Origin of the sequence: Shewanella sp. 10N.286.51.B8 (assembly GCF_041469325.1) — a bacterium.
GTDB lineage: Bacteria > Pseudomonadota > Gammaproteobacteria > Enterobacterales > Shewanellaceae > Shewanella.
This window is the reverse complement of sequence record NZ_JBFRKG010000007.1, coordinates 80,714-97,061: the sequence shown is the minus strand read 5'-3', so window position 1 is coordinate 97,061 and position 16,348 is coordinate 80,714. Positions and strand designations below refer to the sequence as shown.

The 16,348-nt window shown below is 41.6% G+C and carries 14 protein-coding genes and 1 pseudogene; 6 read left to right on the top strand and 9 right to left on the bottom strand.

Annotated elements, in window-relative coordinates; translation table 11 throughout:
* Nucleotides 1-157: 157 nt before the first annotated feature.
* From AB4160_RS03240 to AB4160_RS03225, 4 genes are all read right to left on the bottom strand, one after another.
* A complete protein-coding gene (locus tag AB4160_RS03240) occupies nucleotides 158-1,363 on the bottom strand; it encodes an OFA family MFS transporter (protein ID WP_102438629.1) in 1,206 nt (401 codons plus the stop codon).
* Between the two features lie 274 nt (nucleotides 1,364-1,637).
* Entirely contained in the window at nucleotides 1,638-2,408 is a 771-nt protein-coding gene (locus tag AB4160_RS03235; RefSeq protein ID WP_372003613.1) for a LytR/AlgR family response regulator transcription factor, read from the bottom strand.
* 18 nt (nucleotides 2,409-2,426) lie between these two features.
* Complete coding sequence (locus AB4160_RS03230; RefSeq protein WP_198589937.1) at nucleotides 2,427-4,073, bottom strand: LytS/YhcK type 5TM receptor domain-containing protein; 1,647 nt, start codon at nucleotides 4,071-4,073, stop codon at nucleotides 2,427-2,429.
* A 140-nt stretch (nucleotides 4,074-4,213) separates the two neighbouring features.
* On the bottom strand, nucleotides 4,214-4,597 hold the full coding sequence (locus AB4160_RS03225; protein ID WP_372003611.1) for an MAPEG family protein: 384 nt from the start codon (nucleotides 4,595-4,597) through the stop codon (nucleotides 4,214-4,216).
* An 810-nt stretch (nucleotides 4,598-5,407) separates the two neighbouring features.
* On the opposite strand from AB4160_RS03225, the gene AB4160_RS03220 reads away from it, so the two are divergent.
* Entirely contained in the window at nucleotides 5,408-6,841 is a 1,434-nt protein-coding gene (locus AB4160_RS03220) for a hypothetical protein (protein ID WP_303502561.1), read from the top strand.
* 150 nt (nucleotides 6,842-6,991) lie between these two features.
* On the opposite strand, the gene AB4160_RS03215 is transcribed toward AB4160_RS03220, so the two are convergent.
* The 5 genes and pseudogenes from AB4160_RS03215 to AB4160_RS03195 form a co-directional block, all read right to left on the bottom strand.
* Entirely contained in the window at nucleotides 6,992-8,320 is a 1,329-nt protein-coding gene (locus tag AB4160_RS03215; protein WP_372003609.1) for a PAS domain-containing sensor histidine kinase, read from the bottom strand.
* Nucleotides 8,321-8,383: 63 nt separating this feature from the next.
* Nucleotides 8,384-9,727: a sigma-54-dependent transcriptional regulator gene (locus tag AB4160_RS03210; RefSeq protein ID WP_372003607.1), complete on the bottom strand. Its 1,344-nt coding sequence runs from the start codon at nucleotides 9,725-9,727 to the stop codon at nucleotides 8,384-8,386.
* Nucleotides 9,728-9,772: 45 nt separating this feature from the next.
* Nucleotides 9,773-10,507, bottom strand: a pseudogene (locus tag AB4160_RS03205) (efflux transporter periplasmic adaptor subunit); the annotation flags it as partial.
* Between the two features lie 257 nt (nucleotides 10,508-10,764).
* The gene (locus tag AB4160_RS03200) at nucleotides 10,765-11,613 is read right to left on the bottom strand and encodes a cobalamin-binding protein (protein ID WP_102438638.1); all 849 of its coding nucleotides are present in this window, start codon (nucleotides 11,611-11,613) and stop codon (nucleotides 10,765-10,767) included.
* Nucleotides 11,614-11,710: 97 nt separating this feature from the next.
* Nucleotides 11,711-12,748, bottom strand: coding sequence for a DUF2235 domain-containing protein (locus AB4160_RS03195; RefSeq protein WP_102438640.1), 1,038 nt, complete (start codon nucleotides 12,746-12,748; stop codon nucleotides 11,711-11,713).
* Between the two features lie 153 nt (nucleotides 12,749-12,901).
* Here AB4160_RS03195 and AB4160_RS03190 point away from each other — a divergent pair, with 153 nt between their 5' ends.
* From AB4160_RS03190 to AB4160_RS03170, 5 genes are all read left to right on the top strand, one after another.
* Entirely contained in the window at nucleotides 12,902-13,444 is a 543-nt protein-coding gene (locus AB4160_RS03190) for a hydrolase (protein ID WP_102476310.1), read from the top strand.
* A gap of 376 nt (nucleotides 13,445-13,820) precedes the next feature.
* Nucleotides 13,821-14,105, top strand: a complete 285-nt coding sequence (locus AB4160_RS03185; protein ID WP_076541642.1) for a J domain-containing protein — start codon at nucleotides 13,821-13,823, stop codon at nucleotides 14,103-14,105.
* A 7-nt stretch (nucleotides 14,106-14,112) separates the two neighbouring features.
* Complete coding sequence (locus AB4160_RS03180) at nucleotides 14,113-14,646, top strand: hypothetical protein (protein ID WP_076541640.1); 534 nt, start codon at nucleotides 14,113-14,115, stop codon at nucleotides 14,644-14,646.
* Nucleotides 14,646-15,404, top strand: a complete 759-nt coding sequence (locus AB4160_RS03175; protein ID WP_076541638.1) for a hypothetical protein — start codon at nucleotides 14,646-14,648, stop codon at nucleotides 15,402-15,404. Before AB4160_RS03180 ends, AB4160_RS03175 begins: the two co-directional genes overlap by 1 nt.
* A 12-nt stretch (nucleotides 15,405-15,416) precedes the next feature.
* A complete protein-coding gene (locus tag AB4160_RS03170; RefSeq protein ID WP_102438645.1) occupies nucleotides 15,417-16,316 on the top strand; it encodes a hypothetical protein in 900 nt (299 codons plus the stop codon).
* Nucleotides 16,317-16,348: the final 32 nt, after the last annotated feature.

The window sequence follows — 16,348 nt, the reverse complement described above, 5'->3', positions numbered from 1 at the left end:
AGCTTGGCGAGTTAAAGTGCACTACTTTTTCAAAGACTTAAGCTGACCTGTTTAAGTTCAGATAAAAAAACGCCGCATTGCTGCGGCGTAAAGGAGGTTGGAACGAAAAAAGCTTAACGCTATATTCAGACCTCTTGGCCCAATAGCGTAATTAAAACTAGCTAGCCATGGCTAAAGAAGGCTTGTTTTCTGGTAACTTCACCATGAAAGAGATGACGGTTGATAATACGATAAGTCCTAGCATTAAGTAGAAAGTCGGAACAAAGCCACCAAATAACGAAGCGACAATAGAGCCAATGATGCTGCCGATACCAAAGCCAAGATAAATAAAGCCATAAATTTTGGTTAAGTTGTTAAGGCCAAAGAAGTCACTCACTAGCGATGGGAACACAGTAATGGTGCCACCAAAACTAAAGGCGATACAGGCAACGGCTAAGTAAAAGCTCCACGCATTTAAGTGAACAAATAACAGTGAACCGACACCCGCTAAACATACAATAAGCGCAATGCTGATGACTTTCATGCGATCCATTTTGTCAGATAACACACCAAGAACTAAACGACCTGAAAGGTTAGCCACCGCAATCACTGCCACTGCAGATGCTGCTGTTGCCATACTTAAATGTACATAACCTTCGCCAATGTCTTTTGCCACACCAATCACGTATAAGCCACTCATACAGATGGTTAAAAAGATTAATGCTAGTACCCAAAACTGTGATGATTTCATTGCTTGCGCCAGTGTAAAGTCTCTGTTTGCAACGCTGTTTTCTGCGGTTGAGACTTCTTGAAGGGGGGCATCTTTCATCATTAATCCACCCGCAATGACTAGCACCATGGCAATCACAGCCCATGTATCAAATGTCATCGCCAAACCTGAATGGGTCAGCATATACATGTTGATGTATTTAAAGCCTAAACTGCCAAGGCCATAAGCACCAATAGCACAAGCAGACACTAAACCTTTACGTTCAGGGAATAATTTAACGCAGTTAGATAGGCTCATTAGGTAACCGGTACCATCAGCAAAACCCACTAACAGGCCGCCACATACATATAGCATTAATAGGCTATCTGCATGCGCAGTAAGAAATAAGCTCGCGCCGATTAATAGCCCAGCACCAATGGTGACATTACGAACCCCAAAGCGCTCTTGTAACTTGCCTGACACTGACGAAGCCACGGCTAGTGATAAACTTAAAATACCGAAAGTAAACGCCACATTACTCACTGGAAGCGACAGTTTCTCAGCTAACGGGGCATTGAATAAGCTCCATGTGTATACCGAACCCAAGGCGAACTGCGCCAAAATGGTACCAATAAGCGTCATAATACGCGCTCGGTTTGATATTTGTGCTGACATAGTGTCACTCTCCACAGCAATAATTAATGATTAATTTAACAATATGGTGGTCAAAATACGGCTTTTTGAGAGGAAGACAAGAGTCTGAATTAACTAAAACATGAGCTGTAAAATAGCGGCATCAAATGCAATATATCGGCATGAAATGCATTTATGGGGGTTAAATGCTGAGTGAGCTTATCTGCAGTAGCAAGGGTGGTTGTATCGTTTTTTGAGTCGTCTTTATGGGTAGGCGGTGTTGAATAGTTCGTTAGCTAGCCAATGACAGCAGCGGTTATAAGTTCATCAGTGCTCGAAAGGTTTTTATGTTACTGCGACTCACCAGCACTTCACCGTCAATATCGCGCAGTTTTAACAGATAGGTGCTATTGGTCCAAGGGATGATCTCACGAATTTTATCGATATTAATGCAATAGGATCGATGGCAGCGAAAAAACGATTCGCTCGGTAAACGTTCCATCAAATCAGTAATGGTATAAGGCACATGAAACACCCCTTCGCGAGTATATACCTCAGTGATTTTTTCGTTGGCAACAGCATAATAAATATCATTAATATAGCTGACCACAATGCGGTTATTTTGGGTTAAATTAATGGTCCGATTAAGGCTGCTGGCCTTAGGCTTGGGCTTGTCGGTATTCACTGGCAAAGACTCGACATTGATATCTGCCGCTGGTAGGTGTTTTTGAGCTTGCTCAAGTTTTTGCAACACCCCAATAGCCCGCTGCTCATTAAAAGGCTTGAGCAAATAATCAAATGCTTCTAACTCAAAGGCATCTGCGGCGTGCTCTTTATAGGCAGTCACAAACACGATATGCGGCTTTTCAGAAAATTGATGAATGTTTCTCGCCAATAACATACCGTCAATGGATGGAATATTAATATCAAGAAATATCACATCCACTTTATTGCTTTGCAGGTATTTAAAAGCTTCAAGACCATCATCGAAGGTCGCTACCACTTCAATCTGACTATGGGTTGCGATCAAATAAATCAGCTCTTCTCGTGCTAGGTATTCATCTTCTACAATCAAGGCTTTTAACATAGTCCCCCCTATAGTCTTCTAATGAATGAAAAAAGACATCTCAGTGCCTTTTGTCAATGCAGTAATCTCTAAGCCAGCACCATAGAGTAGCTTTAACCTTTGGTGTACATTCATCAAGCCGATGCTCGTGCTGTCTATGGTTCCTTGGTGCAACTTATCAATCAAAGCCGGATCGATGCCAACCCCAGTATCACGAATGGTAATTTTCACCCGATCATCTTGCTGCTTTTTAACCGTAATCAGCACCTCACCAGGATAAGACGCAGGCTGAATGCCATGTAAAATGGCATTTTCCACCAGCGGCTGTATCAGTAAGCTTGGCACACAAGTGTGTACATCATCAATATCAAAGCTGACGGTTAATTTAGGCCCAAATCTCGCCTGCTCAATCGCGGCATAATCCCGCACCTGTTGCAGCTCTTCTTGGATATCTATCAGCTCATCAGTGTGATCTAAATTAAAGCGCAAAAAATCCGCTAGTTTGGCGATCAATTCTCGAGCTTGCTGAGGCCGAATACGTATTAACGTAGAGATAGCATTGAGGGCGTTAAATAAAAAATGCGGATTAATTTTACTTTGCAGCGCCGAAAACTCTGCTTTTGAGGCCATGGTTTTTAACTGTTCGATGCGCGACACTTCCATTTGGGTAGAAATCAGCTGCGATAATCCCACCGCCATTTCCCGCAGTGAAGACTTAATTTGATAAGGCTCACGGTAAAATATTTTTAAGGTACCAGTAACGACATTGTTCTCCATTAATGGAATGATTAACAATGAATGAAAGTCATGGGCATCAAGGTTATTGCTAATAATTTGTTTGCCTGTGGCAACGGCTTGCTCGGTCATCTCGTTAATTTTATTGTGGGGCTCTAGGTAGTTTTCTTGACCTATACCCACATAAGCCAGTACTGAGGTGGTATCAGTTATCGCCACCACATCCGCTTGTGTATCAAGGCGGATGATCTGGCAAACCGCAATTAACGACTGACGATCATTTTGACGAAAATAAGGTAAGGTTTTATTGGCAATATCTAAGGCCAATTTTGCCTGCTGCGCAGCAATCCAATCTTTTTCATCGTCAATATCTTGCACTAACTTGATAATCAGCCCGATGGACACAGTGCCCAATATCATCGGCAAACCAATGTGACGCACAATCACCATTGCCTGCTCATAATCATCTGAAAACACCACAATCAGCACCATGGTCAGCACCTCGCAGATAACCCCCGCTAAAATGCCATACCAGGTATAGTGTTTTTTATCGACACCGACATGTATCCAACTTGCCAGAAAGCCTGCAAAAATACTCGATATTAAACAGGCGGTTGAAGTCGCGCCATCAAGATCAATTAAGTAACGATGCAGCCCTGAGATGATACCTGCTGGGATCCCCACCCAAGGGCCAAAAAGGATACCGCCAGATAACACTGCAATAATACGCACATTAACCAAGGAGCCATCGACCTCAATGCCGGTGTAGGTGCTCATAACCGCAAATAAAGTAAATAACAGCGACATCATCGCCATCTCAATCGGTTTTCGATTTGGTTTGGTGATGATTTTTTGAAAGCTGCGGGTGCGAGTGAGCAAAAACAGCAGCATCAGCATTAAGGCTGCCCGTTCAAATACGGCGATTAACATCATTAATTGCTCGGTATACATAGCAGCGCCTCTAATAAACCTAATTGATAACAATAGGTATAAGAATTATATGATGAAATTTTTACAATGCCAGTATTTGACCTTAAAGGTAAATTGTAGAAAGGTTTATATCGATTAAAGAAGTTTAAAATTTTCCAAGCTTAAAAAGCTTGCCAAAAAATGCCAAATGAACAGAAAATTGCCACAAACCAAGCCAGTGAGCGCATAGTTGATAAGCCCTTTAAGTACAGCAAGTGATAGATCACTCTAGCAACCACATGCACCATAGCTAACGTCGAAACAGTAGCATTAACATTATCAGTTGCGATCGCGGTTAAACTGCATAAACCAAAAACGATCAAAGATTCAAAGGCGTTTTGATGCCCTGCTAGTGCTCTTGCGCCAAAACCGGTTAACTTGGCTTGCTGTGCCCGCGGATGTGCATTGTCATAACCGCCGAGTTTTGCCATTGCCACAGCAACTGGCCCCTTGGCTAAATAGGGTAATAAGATTGTGATAAACAGACAAATCAGTAACGTTTGCATAAAAGCAGCCCGAGTAAGTTAAGGTCATTAATTACTAGTAAATCATTAATTACTTTTTAAGCCCAATGTTTTATTCAGCTAATGTTTTATAAATAATTGATTACCCATGGACCATTCCACCCTGTAAAACCGTTACTACTAACTTATGCACAGTCATCAGAATTTATTTTAAACAAAGTGATTCATTATTAAGCCTTTAAAATCAGAAACACACCTTGGTTAAATTAGCTGTCAGTCATAACAGCCTAGTAACAGCTTCACCAATGCAACTGATACAGCGCCCTGATTGAGGTTACTAAAGGTAATCCTCCAGCAATGAACCCCAGCCTACTGACAGCATAAATCTAACCATTTTATGCACAATATCGATTAAGTTATACTTTAGCTAAATTCTTTAGCTCAAAGCTTTAGATCAAAGCTTTAGCTGAGTGCTCTGTTCACTGCAATTTGAGCCACTGTCACGATCGCAACCCTTCACGCGTTCAGGGTTTGTCAGTCATTGCTAATAAATAGATAAACCATTGGCAGATTATGACTCTAATACTCGCCACCCTAGCTGTATCATTATCAAACAACAACAGTTGTTTTTATGCACATTTTTTAACTACTTATTCCTAAAAATCTTTTGACACCTTTGTTAATGAATTGTTAAGTTAGAGCTTGTGCTCCAGCTGATAATGAATTGGAGTGACAAAAATAACCTCATGAAAAAGAAGGCTAATTGATTAGTTACTTTTAACCATCGTGTATGTAATGACGTTTATTTCGTGATGGATAATAATAAAAACACCCACAAGGAAGCGCTAAATTATGAACAGATTACTGGTTCTCATTTTACTCTTTGTCAGTTTACAAGTTTCAGCTAAATCGTTACCACCGATACTCGATCATCTGCCTGTGTGCACGCCAACAGTGATCGATGGCATCTATGTGGAAAATACCCTTAAAAATAGCTCAAATGATAAATTAATAGAAACCAGCTTTCGCCTGATCCAGAAAAAAGCCAAACAAAAGCGGGTCGATGCCGTCATTATTACTAATTTAATTGAAGCCAATAAAATTATTATCACTGCTGACTTAATTGATTTTTGCGACGAAGATGACCGGTTATCTTCGGTGAAAACTGCTTATAATCAACTTAGTCGTAAACCCATTAGCTTTAAAAAACCGGCGCCAGCCACTAAGGTTTCAACAGCAGCAACGACCAATCGCATTACAGCTAAACCCAAAACGACCACTGCGCCACAAGTCACTTTAGCGCAGTCACAAATTAGCCCTGCGATTACAATACTGTCAGAAAAAGAATTATCTAGCCTTGCAAGAGAAGCAAGCTTTCCTTCAACTAATGTGACTCTATCTAGCGCCTACGGGGTTAGCATTGATGACTCAACCCAACGTCTGATTGAATTACTAGGTCCTGCCAGCGCTTTATTTACCCTAAAAGATCAATCCCAAGCATGGCTATATGGCCGCGAGCTGTGGTTTATTATCGACAACAATAAAATTCAGCAAATATCCTATAAAGATCGCTCTTTACTTAACTACAATGGCAAAAATTTAATTAGCTACAACGAAAGGTTTGATAATAACTGGCTGATTGATGATAAAGCCGGATACCGTGATGAAGTACTGCAAGTGCGCAATAAGCTTGATTATTTAAAGCAAACCAGTACTGAAGAATATATCGTCTCCAATCATAAAAACTTACTGACGTTAGAGTTTGATGAGTTTTCTTCTATCACCAGCGATGAGCCTGAATTACTGCTCACAGGTTTCACCTTTAAATCAAGAAAATACAGCCGTGATAATGATGAGATATTATTTTCGGAGCTCAATAGCCAAAAGTTAACTGAAGTACTTTTACCTACTGAGAACAATCAACCCAGCACGCTCGATGCGCTAGTTAACCGTTTTGTGCCTAATGTTATTCAATTTTCAAACAACGGCGTTTGGAGTTTACTGTCAAAAAATGTGCAGGTTAAGCATTACAATAATGTCATTCAAAAAGTAAAACTCTCTGAGAGTATTAACTACCCTATTGAGTCTGATGAGCAGTTTATGGCTTATTTAAAATCCATTAATATCCCAGCCACCCGTGAAGCTATGTTGGCACACTTTAGCGATCAAGCCAGTGCATGGTATGAGATCATTAATGTCGAAAGTGATGACTTTGTATTAAAAGCCGAGTTCACCTCTGAAGATGATGATGCGATGTTGATTTCATTGGAAGTTGAGTATTTATAAACAGCTCTTATACGTAGCACTTATCAATAACAATCATCACTCGCTTAAACAGTGATATTGTTATTAATACTATGATTAACACTTCAAAAAAGCCCAATAGAGACTATCTATTGGGCTTTCTTTATTCTTACCGTTATTAACTAAGTACGACTACTCATTTGGCAGCCACAATTTAACGCTTAAGCCTTTCTCTTTACGATTTTGCATGGTGATATGGCCACCATGAGCTTCAACTATTTCGCGGCATAAGGGCAAACCAATGCCTGTGCCCGATTGTTTAGTTGAATAAAACGGTAATAAGGCTTGAGATAACACCTCGCTAGACATACCTAAACCGTTATCTTCAATGGTGATCACCACCCCAGTAAGCGGATGACTGACCTCTAGAAACGCCACCGTGACCCCATCTTTATCAGCCCCAGATTCTTGGGCATTTTTAAGCAGATTGATTAACACTTGCTCTAATTGCACACAGTCTAAGGCAATGGCTTGTTGCGGCAATGCTGAAGTTAAACTGAACCGATACTGCTGGGCTAGCTGCTCGATTAAGTTTTCCCAATTAACTGGCGATCTTTTAGGTAAAGGCAGCTTAGCGAATTGGGCATAATGGGAAATAAACTGGCTTAAATGGGCGGTGCGATTTTCGATGGTATCGAATATCAGCGCTAATCTTTCGTTATCAAAATCTTTAGTGAGTACTCTGCCAGAATTGACCATTGAAGCAATAGGCGCCACAGAGTTATTCAACTCATGACTGATAATGCGGATGACTTTTTTCCACACCGCTACTTCTTGGCGATTAAGTTCTTTGGTTAATTGTTTAAGTAAAATTAAATGGTGACGTTGATTATTTTGATTAAATTGCCCACGGGAGATATGCCATGTTTCGATTTCACCCGCGCTATCATCGCTTAACCCTTCGCCATTGGCATCAATGGAAAACAAGCCTTCATGTTCACTCTCTAATGCCTGCTTTAACGCGCTTGGTAACACTGCAATCAGCTCTGAAAGCAACACGCCTTCAATTCTAATCCCCTGATTAAATAAGTGTCTGGCAGCATCGTTAGCATAAATAATTCGCTGATTATCATCCACCAGCAACATGATGTTAGGCGAGTTTTGTATCACTTTATCGAGCATTAATTCACGCTGATAAATAAACTGCCGCTCTTTTCGCAGCTTGGCCGAGGCTTGATTGTATAAACCAGCCAGTTCATTCAGTTGCGGCTCAGCATATTCAGGTAATGACACACTAAATTCATTATCTTTAAAGTTGAGTAAGCCGACTTCTAATGCTTGTAAGCTTTCGCCCAGTTGACGAGTCAGGTACATACTGATGAGAAAACACAGACCCAAGCTCACAACCACCGCGGCCCATACTGACTCATCCCCAAGCCATTGCCACAGACCGTAAGCCAGCAACAACGACACTAGGGTGCAGACTAAATTTGACAGTACCAGTTTGTTACGTAGGCTCATTTAAGGTTTGTTCTCTAAGTTGATTTTCATACTGGTTTTCCATAACCACGTTGCTGAGCAAAATTACTTATTCACTGACAAGCCATACTTTTCCATCCGCCTGTACAGTGCTTGACGGCTTAACCCCAGTGCTTTAGCGACTCTAGAAATCACCCCATTATGAGCCGTTAACGCCTGTTCAATCTGCTGTTTATCCGGCTCGGCTGTGGTTTTAGTTATGGTTTTAGTTGTGGTGTTATTGGTAACGCTATTGGCTGAAATAGCGTTGCTCGTTTCAGGTGCTGTATCTGCACTTAGATCCACACGCCTTGAGTTTGCAAGGTGTTGATTTTGATCTACTTCAGCAAGCGTGTGTTGTTGAGATAAACCTAAATCAGCAATGCTTAGTTGTGATGATTTAGCCAATAACACCGCTCTTTTACAAACATTCTCAAGCTCGCGCACATTACCCGACCAAGCATGGGTTAATAGCGCTTGCTGCGCCTGTTTATCAAAACAAAATGATTCACCGACAAAGAAGTTGGCTAATGGCAATATGTCATCAATGCGTTGATTAAGCGGCGCTAACGCTAGTTCAATAACATTTAAACGATAAAATAAATCTTCTCTAAACTGACCATTGGCAATGTCTTGGCCTAAGTCGGCATTGGTGGCGCTGATGACACGTACATTCACTTTTCGAGTTTGATGACTGCCTAAGCGCTCAAACTCACCGGTTTGTAAAACCCGCAATAACTTCACTTGCCCAGATAAAGGCAAGTTACCAATTTCATCTAAAAATAAAGTGCCGCCATCCGCCGCTTCAAAACGGCCAATACGTGCTTTATTTGCGCCAGTAAAAGCCCCCGCTTCAGCGCCAAACAGCTCAGCCTCCAACAAGTCCATTGGCAGTGCGCCAATGTTCACTTTTATAAACGGTTTACTTTTTAACAATGAATTTGCTTGGACGATATCAGCTATTTTATCTTTACCTGCGCCATTGGGCCCGGTGATCATCACCGACACATCAGAGCGCGCCACTTGCAGTGCTAAGTCAATGCAACGTTGCATGGCGCCGCTGCCAAACACCATACCGCATAAATCAGCGTCTTTGATGGCGCTCATGCGTTCTGAATCCAGCCGTGACAATTGGTTATTTTGCTTGGATAAGTGATATATCGATAATAAATTACTGATGCTATTTAGCAGTTTGGCATCATCCCAAGGTTTACCCATGTAATCAGCAGCCCCAGCTTTAACCAGCTCAACCGCGGTTTCTAGCTGAGTCCAGGCGGTCATTAAGATGATAGGTAAATTGGGTTGTTGTTCCCGTAAGGTATAAAACAACTGGCGGCCTTCTTCACCAGAGGTGGTGTCCTGGGTGAAGTTCATATCCTGAATAACCAAGCTGATATCTTGCTCTGCCACAATCTGTAAAGCTTGCTCTGGGGTTTAGCAGCTTAATGATTTATAGCCATGAATATCCAACATTAATGTCAGAGCGCTACAAATGGCATGATTATCATCAACGACTAATTGTCTAGACACTTCTTCGGCACGATTTTTAAGCTCAAATGCTAAGGTATCGCCCATTAAGTCAACTTCGGCAATGGCATGTTGATGCAGCAATTTTGCTTTGTGCAGATCATCCTTACCCTTTTCAAAATCGATTCGACTTATCAAACGGCTTTCAATCAGTTGATCGCCGCGGCGACTTTCACGATCTGCCGCCTCTAAGTCCACTTTGGCCATGTCTAACACTTGGCTAACTCTGAGTTGTTCTCGGCGAGCATCTAACTTGGCCCGTTCTAAATTACTTTCCATTGCCCCATACAATGATTGCTGCTGCTCATAAGAATTTTGTAACTTAGGGCTTTCTATTTGAGCAACCACTTGACCAAGTTCAACGATATCGCCAGGTTGGCTCAGCATAGTCACCACACCTTGTTCAGTGCTATATAAAACAGGTGCATTAGCAGCTACGATTTTCCCGGTGGTGGCAATATCACGAACCAAAGTGCCGCGAGTCAGTGTTGCTAGCCTTAAGTCAGTTGCATCAATTGAGCGAATATTATTGTCATGTCCTAAGCTTGCCCACACCAACGCACTCATCAACAAGCCAAGGGTACCAATCACTAATGGCATTTTTAGCTTATTGGTTAGCTTTGGCTGAATAACCTTATCTTGTCCGCTGGTATCTTTAATCATCATTAATCCTAGAATGCGCTCAATGCTGCTGCATTTATCAATCATATTGCATTGGATATAGCACAGGCTGTGCCATAAATTAAATAATGATATTAATTAGATACTTAAGACATTTTAATTATACGACCAACAATCGAAAGTGTCCGCGGACACCTTGTAAAGTGTCCGCATTAAAATGAGAAGTGTCCGAAAACAAAAAAAGTGTCCGCGCGGACACTTTTGGGCAATCTATATTGAACTGCTTAATTCAAGCCGCTTTAGGGCTGACGCACTTTATCCAATGCACCACACAAGGCTTCAACACCTAAAATAGCCCGTGGGGAGGCGCGATGCAGTACATCAGCATTGAGTTGATAGATATGCTGATTTTTAACTGCGGGTAATTCTGGCCACTGTGACCAATCAACACCAATAACGTTGCCCTCATCTTGGCTTTGTAAAATCACTTCTGCCATGGTGAGCAATACATTCTCAACGCTTACTTGCGGGTATTCACTGGCTGCATCGATAAAAACATTTTCACCATGACAAGCTTCGATAATATGCTCTATCCAACTGCCTTTAGATACTGTCATTAACGGCGTTGACCACAACTGGTAAAACACTTTTACTGGCGACTTTAATTGATTTTCAGCGCGGATATCCGTTAGCTGCTGACGATAGTTTGCTGCTACTTTCGCCGCTTTATCTTGATTACCCGTAAGCTCACCCAATTGTTCTAATTCATTGGCTACATCATCAAGGCTTTTAGGATCGCTATTAAACACCTTAAAGCCTAGCTGAGTTAGCTGGGTGATATCGTCCATTTTATTGCCGCTATTCCACACCACGATTAAGTCAGGGTTTAGCTCTAACACTCGCTCAATTTGAATACCGTAGTAACCACCGATACTGGGAATAGACTTTGCTGCCTCTGGAAAATCAGTATGATCAGTAGTGGCAACAATAGACTCGCCAGCACCGATGGCATAGAGCATTTCAACCGCGTGGGGCGAAAGCGCTATGATACGTTTAGCGGGTTCGGCTTCTTTTGTCTTAGCGTCTAAAAAAGGACTTACCACAGTGGTGATGATAAAAAAGATACTGATGGAAATTCGTGACAACATGCTTTTCCTTTGAAAAATTACACTGGGGTTATTGGGTCAATGCTATCCCAGACTCTATCTGCAACCGACTATTACTTCAAACAACTCAGTCAATGAGCTACTCAATGAGTGTATCAGGCCAACCGTGAGTATCGATGTAAGCTTGTAAGTTTTTAGGTCTATATTTCATGTCAGCATCCCATCTTTGTTTCACTGATTGATGTATCCAAATAGGTTTCTCGCAGTCAGTTAGCGGGCGATGATATTCACCACGAATACGATACACATGCTTTTTAGACTTATGCTTGGTCGCCATAGGATTAGGGCGCAAACTGTCATGCAAATGGGTCTCAAATGCTAAGTCAAATTCACTGGCTTGTTGCATCATCCATTTAAGCGCGATATCCGATAAACAGCTCTGATCATCATCAGGCTTATAACTGCCGCCTATATTACTGTGCACCCCTGCAAACCACACTTGTTGAATATTCATGTTGCTGCGAGGCTGCCAAATGGTGGGTCTAAAGTCGTCACGCACTTCATCAATGGCTAGCGCATGGCGCGCTACGCTAACATTACGCCCAAGCTTAGTGTCGTAAAACTCATCTTTATCTTCAAATAAGCCTAAAAATGAGAATGGAATTCCCATGGCGCCGACGGTATCCCACACCCCAACAAATTTGACCTGCCTTGATGGGTAACTGTATTGCTCACGAAAAGCGATGGATTTTGCGCCATCAGGCTTATAAGGTTTTGATTTGGATTTATAGTGCTCAAACGCCGCTTGAATTTGATTGGCATCGGGGCGCTTTAGAATGCCGCAGTTATTAATTAAGCCGCATAAACTGCGCACGGTATAAGCGCCGCGGCTAAAACCAAACAGATATATTTCATCGCCTTCGTGGTAGTTTTGTACGATATAGCGATAACAATCCATAATGTTCTTTTGAACACCACTGCCGGTTATGCCACCAGATACTGAGTCATAATATGAGCCGACGCCCCAATCGTAAAACACCTGTTGCGCCACTCCATCATCGGCAATGGGCTTAATGCCTCTGGCAATACGTAGCACATTGGTGGGAAAGTCTTTTTTAAGGTCTTTCTCTGGGCGGTTCCAGGTGCCATCGGCACAAATAACAATACGTTTTTTCATTATATCTTCCTTGAATTACAGCAATAAGTGCTAAGTAATAAAATAGTATCAATCCTTGCTAGCAGATAAAGCTTCGACCTTTAGAGTATAGTCAGCCCGCCCTAACAGGGTTTACTCTAACTCAGCTATTGAGCCATAAACAAAGGAGTTTTTATGTTAACTGCGGATCAATCTGTACTGGTGATTGTGGATGTGCAAGGTAAACTTGCACAGGTAATGCAGCAATCTTCGGCGCTGCATCATCAGCTCGCTATCTTGATCCAAGGGGCGCAATTATTTGATATTCCAATTTTATGGCTAGAACAACTGCCCGATAAATTAGGTCCGACCTCAGCGCAATTGAGCGAGCATTTATCTAAAACTACCCAAGTGATTGCTAAATCTCACTTTAGCGCATGGCAGTGCCAGGAGTTTCAGCAGCAGTTAACGCGCTTAAATCGCAATCAGATTATTCTCGCGGGCATTGAAACCCATGTATGTGTTTATCAAACCTGTCAGGATTTGTTGGCTAATCGCTACCATGTGCATTTAGTTGCCGATGCGGTGTCATCGCGCATTGAGGCCAATAGAGCCTTAGGCATTGAAATGATGCAAGCCCTAGGCGCTAAACTCACTAACACTGAATCTTGTTTATTTGAATTGCAACATCAAGCGACAGGCGAGCGCTTTAAATCATTACTTAAGTTGATCAAATAGCAATTCTAAATTAAAGCCTTATGGATGATTGTTAGCGCTTAGCAAATAAGCGCTATTACGGCGCTTTGAATACCAAGCAAATGGCTTTTTAGATGTCATATTTAATCCCATGTAACCTTTATCATTGGGCATGATTTGGGCTTAAATAATCGCATTTCTTGCGCTAAACACTGCTGCATGCAAACTTAGTTTCTCGATTTATCCTCCCAAGATTGTCAATAAATTGCTGTAAATCTAACCTGTGTATTTTGTATTAAGCTAAACTTACTGATAGTTTTATGGGAAACACAGTATTTCTGTTATTATTTGCAACCAAATAATCATAATTTAATGGATTAGTACTCGCTATCCAAGTTCATTCGCCACAGGTAAAAATATGATTAACCACTTCACCGTCCTCGGTGTTAAAGCCAGTGCCAAAGAAGACGAAATAAAAAAAGCCTATAAACGTTTATCAAATAAGCTGCACCCCGATAAACTGCTTAACGCATCTGAAGAAGAAAAGCATCAAGCTGCAGAGCAGCTACAAAGGGTTAAAAATGCCTATGATGTTTTATCTGATAAAAAATTAAGAACTGCATTTATTAAAGATTTTAATAATGTCATCGTGACCAATCCTACAGCGGCAATGACCGAGCTGTGGGACCAATTTTATTCTTGAGAAACCCATGAGCCAAACACTTAATATCTCACGCATCAATGAGTTAAAAAATAATGCCTATGACAATATCGAATCGTACAACGACCCCGATACCCCTGATGCATTAGCAAAATTCACCAACTCAATGAAAGAGATTTTATTAGCCGATCCGTCGATGCTAGCTGCGGTACCCGAGTATTTACCGGTTGCCTTATTTAATCGCATTCGTTTTTCTGACGAAGCCAAAATGAAATGGGCAGGCTGGATTGATAATGCGGTATTGCCAACATGGGACGAGTTTAAAGTCACGGTGCAGTTCAACAATGCCGATGTGCCATTAGTCCTTGCAGTACGTAAATATTCTGAAGAACTGTTAATTGAAAGCTGCGCCGTGGTTTATCTGCTTAATACTCAAGATAACGTGGTTGCACCAAGTAAGTCTTTTGCTTCATCTGAAGGTGGCAATAGCGACGATGGTTATGACCCATATAATAATGATGACGACAGCCAAAGCGAAGATGAAGAAGGCTATTACGACCAATATGATGAAGAGGAGCGTTAATGAACAATCTTATTGAAATCACTGCTGCTGAGATTAAAGATCTCGCTGATGTTGAGCCACAACAAGCCAGTAAGCGCTTCGAAATCATTGCTAACACAATGAATGATGAGCAGCTTGTTGATGTCATTGAGCATATGGATATCGTTACCTTAACTCAAATCAACAGTCATCATGATATTTCTTGTCCGTCGATCATGTCTGAGCTGATGACCCCAGAGCAAATCCGCGACATAGTGTGTCAGCAACCTTTGTATTGGGAAGAGCAAATTAAAACCAATGTTGATGAATTAATGCATCATACCTTTGAGTTTTTAACCTACCTTATTCGTATTCAGGGCACTGAAGAAAAACAAGCCGCCATTTTAGAGTGTATTGCAGAAGATCCTGCTGGGCTGTTTTATTTATCAATTCCGTTTATTGAGTTGATTTTGGCGCCATCAGCCGAGCAAGACCACAACACCATTTTTGATTCTTACGATGACGAAGATGATGGTGAAACAGTGGGTTATAGCAACTGGCAAGCAGATGAAGAAGCCCATAGCCTAGCGATGGATGATCCCCGCAGCCTATTGGCATTAATTCAACAAATTGCGCCTGAAGTGGCCAAGTCGATTAAAAATCTGCTGCGTAATGAAAGTTCTGGTTGGGAACAAATCATCGGTAAATTCGTTAATGAGCTGGTGTTACAAGCAAAAGATAAAAACCAAGTGGCTGATGAGTACGCTGAAGTCGATGATATGTTTACTTTTCTTGATTAAGGAAACCAGTTAATGCAGTTAGCATTACGTGATAACAATCAAGGCCCATACTTTAGTCGGGTACTTGAGTATGGCCGCCGTGAAGCACTATTAACCGATGAGCATGTCACCCAAATAAAATCGAAAGCGATTTTAATGAGTCTTAAACTTGCTGATAAGTTTTATAACAAGCACAAAATGCATTTGCTGGAGCAAGCAGCCCATGATGTCATTGGCGTGGTTAGCCTAGGGCTTATTGCACTAACCGGTCACGAACCCGTTGGCTCAATCAACTTGCTGAAAACCCCTGATGGCATAATGAAATGCTTTCAAAAAGGCTGGAGCATGTTGACCACTGTGAGTAAGCATATGCATGGCAGTGAAAAATCACTCTATGGTGATATCAATCCAATACTCATGGAAAAAATCTCGACCCCGCCAGATACAGATGAGTGGCTAGGTTGGCAAGATTATCAAAAAGCGCTTACTGACCACAGAAGTCAAGAAGCCACGAAAGTATTGCTTGAAACCTTTTACGCTAAAACTGAACTCGATCCATTATTTAGTCTTGGGCTTGAAAGCGTGCTGGCTGAAGCCGTGCTTTATCGCATGATGTTTGATGATGCTCGTGTACGTGAAGACATGAAAAAGCGCCTGCGTAAAATTGCGTTAGACGATAAGTGGTTTAGTGTTGAAGTGATTCAAATTCATACCGACCGCGCGTTGAAACTGTTACCAGATTCATTAGCAGAGGCCATTCGCCAAGACTTAGGTAAACATTTTTACCAAGAGTTATTGCGAACGCTTAAGTTTGCCAAGAAATACCGAGAACTTGCCCTTGGTGATGCCAGTCCTGAAAAGCTTGAGCGTTACGAGCAAAAACATGGCCTACAAAGTGTGTTACTCGGTTGGCAAGACACCTTTGAGTTTTAGTGACACCAAAGACACTAAATAGCGCAATATTA

Excerpts from the sequence above, each read along its gene's own strand:
- AB4160_RS03240 (WP_102438629.1), bottom strand. The coding sequence starts at position 1,363 with ATGTCAGCACAAATATCAAACCGAGCGCGTATTATGACGCTTATTGGT.
- AB4160_RS03235 (WP_372003613.1), bottom strand. The coding sequence starts at position 2,408 with ATGTTAAAAGCCTTGATTGTAGAAGATGAATACCTAGCACGAGAAGAG.
- AB4160_RS03230 (WP_198589937.1), bottom strand. The coding sequence starts at position 4,073 with ATGTATACCGAGCAATTAATGATGTTAATCGCCGTATTTGAACGGGCA.
- AB4160_RS03225 (WP_372003611.1), bottom strand. The coding sequence starts at position 4,597 with ATGCAAACGTTACTGATTTGTCTGTTTATCACAATCTTATTACCCTAT.
- AB4160_RS03220 (WP_303502561.1), top strand. The coding sequence starts at position 5,408 with ATGAACAGATTACTGGTTCTCATTTTACTCTTTGTCAGTTTACAAGTT.
- AB4160_RS03215 (WP_372003609.1), bottom strand. The coding sequence starts at position 8,320 with ATGAGCCTACGTAACAAACTGGTACTGTCAAATTTAGTCTGCACCCTA.
- AB4160_RS03200 (WP_102438638.1), bottom strand. The coding sequence starts at position 11,613 with ATGTTGTCACGAATTTCCATCAGTATCTTTTTTATCATCACCACTGTG.
- AB4160_RS03195 (WP_102438640.1), bottom strand. The coding sequence starts at position 12,748 with ATGAAAAAACGTATTGTTATTTGTGCCGATGGCACCTGGAACCGCCCA.
- AB4160_RS03190 (WP_102476310.1), top strand. The coding sequence starts at position 12,902 with ATGTTAACTGCGGATCAATCTGTACTGGTGATTGTGGATGTGCAAGGT.
- AB4160_RS03185 (WP_076541642.1), top strand. The coding sequence starts at position 13,821 with ATGATTAACCACTTCACCGTCCTCGGTGTTAAAGCCAGTGCCAAAGAA.
- AB4160_RS03180 (WP_076541640.1), top strand. The coding sequence starts at position 14,113 with ATGAGCCAAACACTTAATATCTCACGCATCAATGAGTTAAAAAATAAT.
- AB4160_RS03175 (WP_076541638.1), top strand. The coding sequence starts at position 14,646 with ATGAACAATCTTATTGAAATCACTGCTGCTGAGATTAAAGATCTCGCT.
- AB4160_RS03170 (WP_102438645.1), top strand. The coding sequence starts at position 15,417 with ATGCAGTTAGCATTACGTGATAACAATCAAGGCCCATACTTTAGTCGG.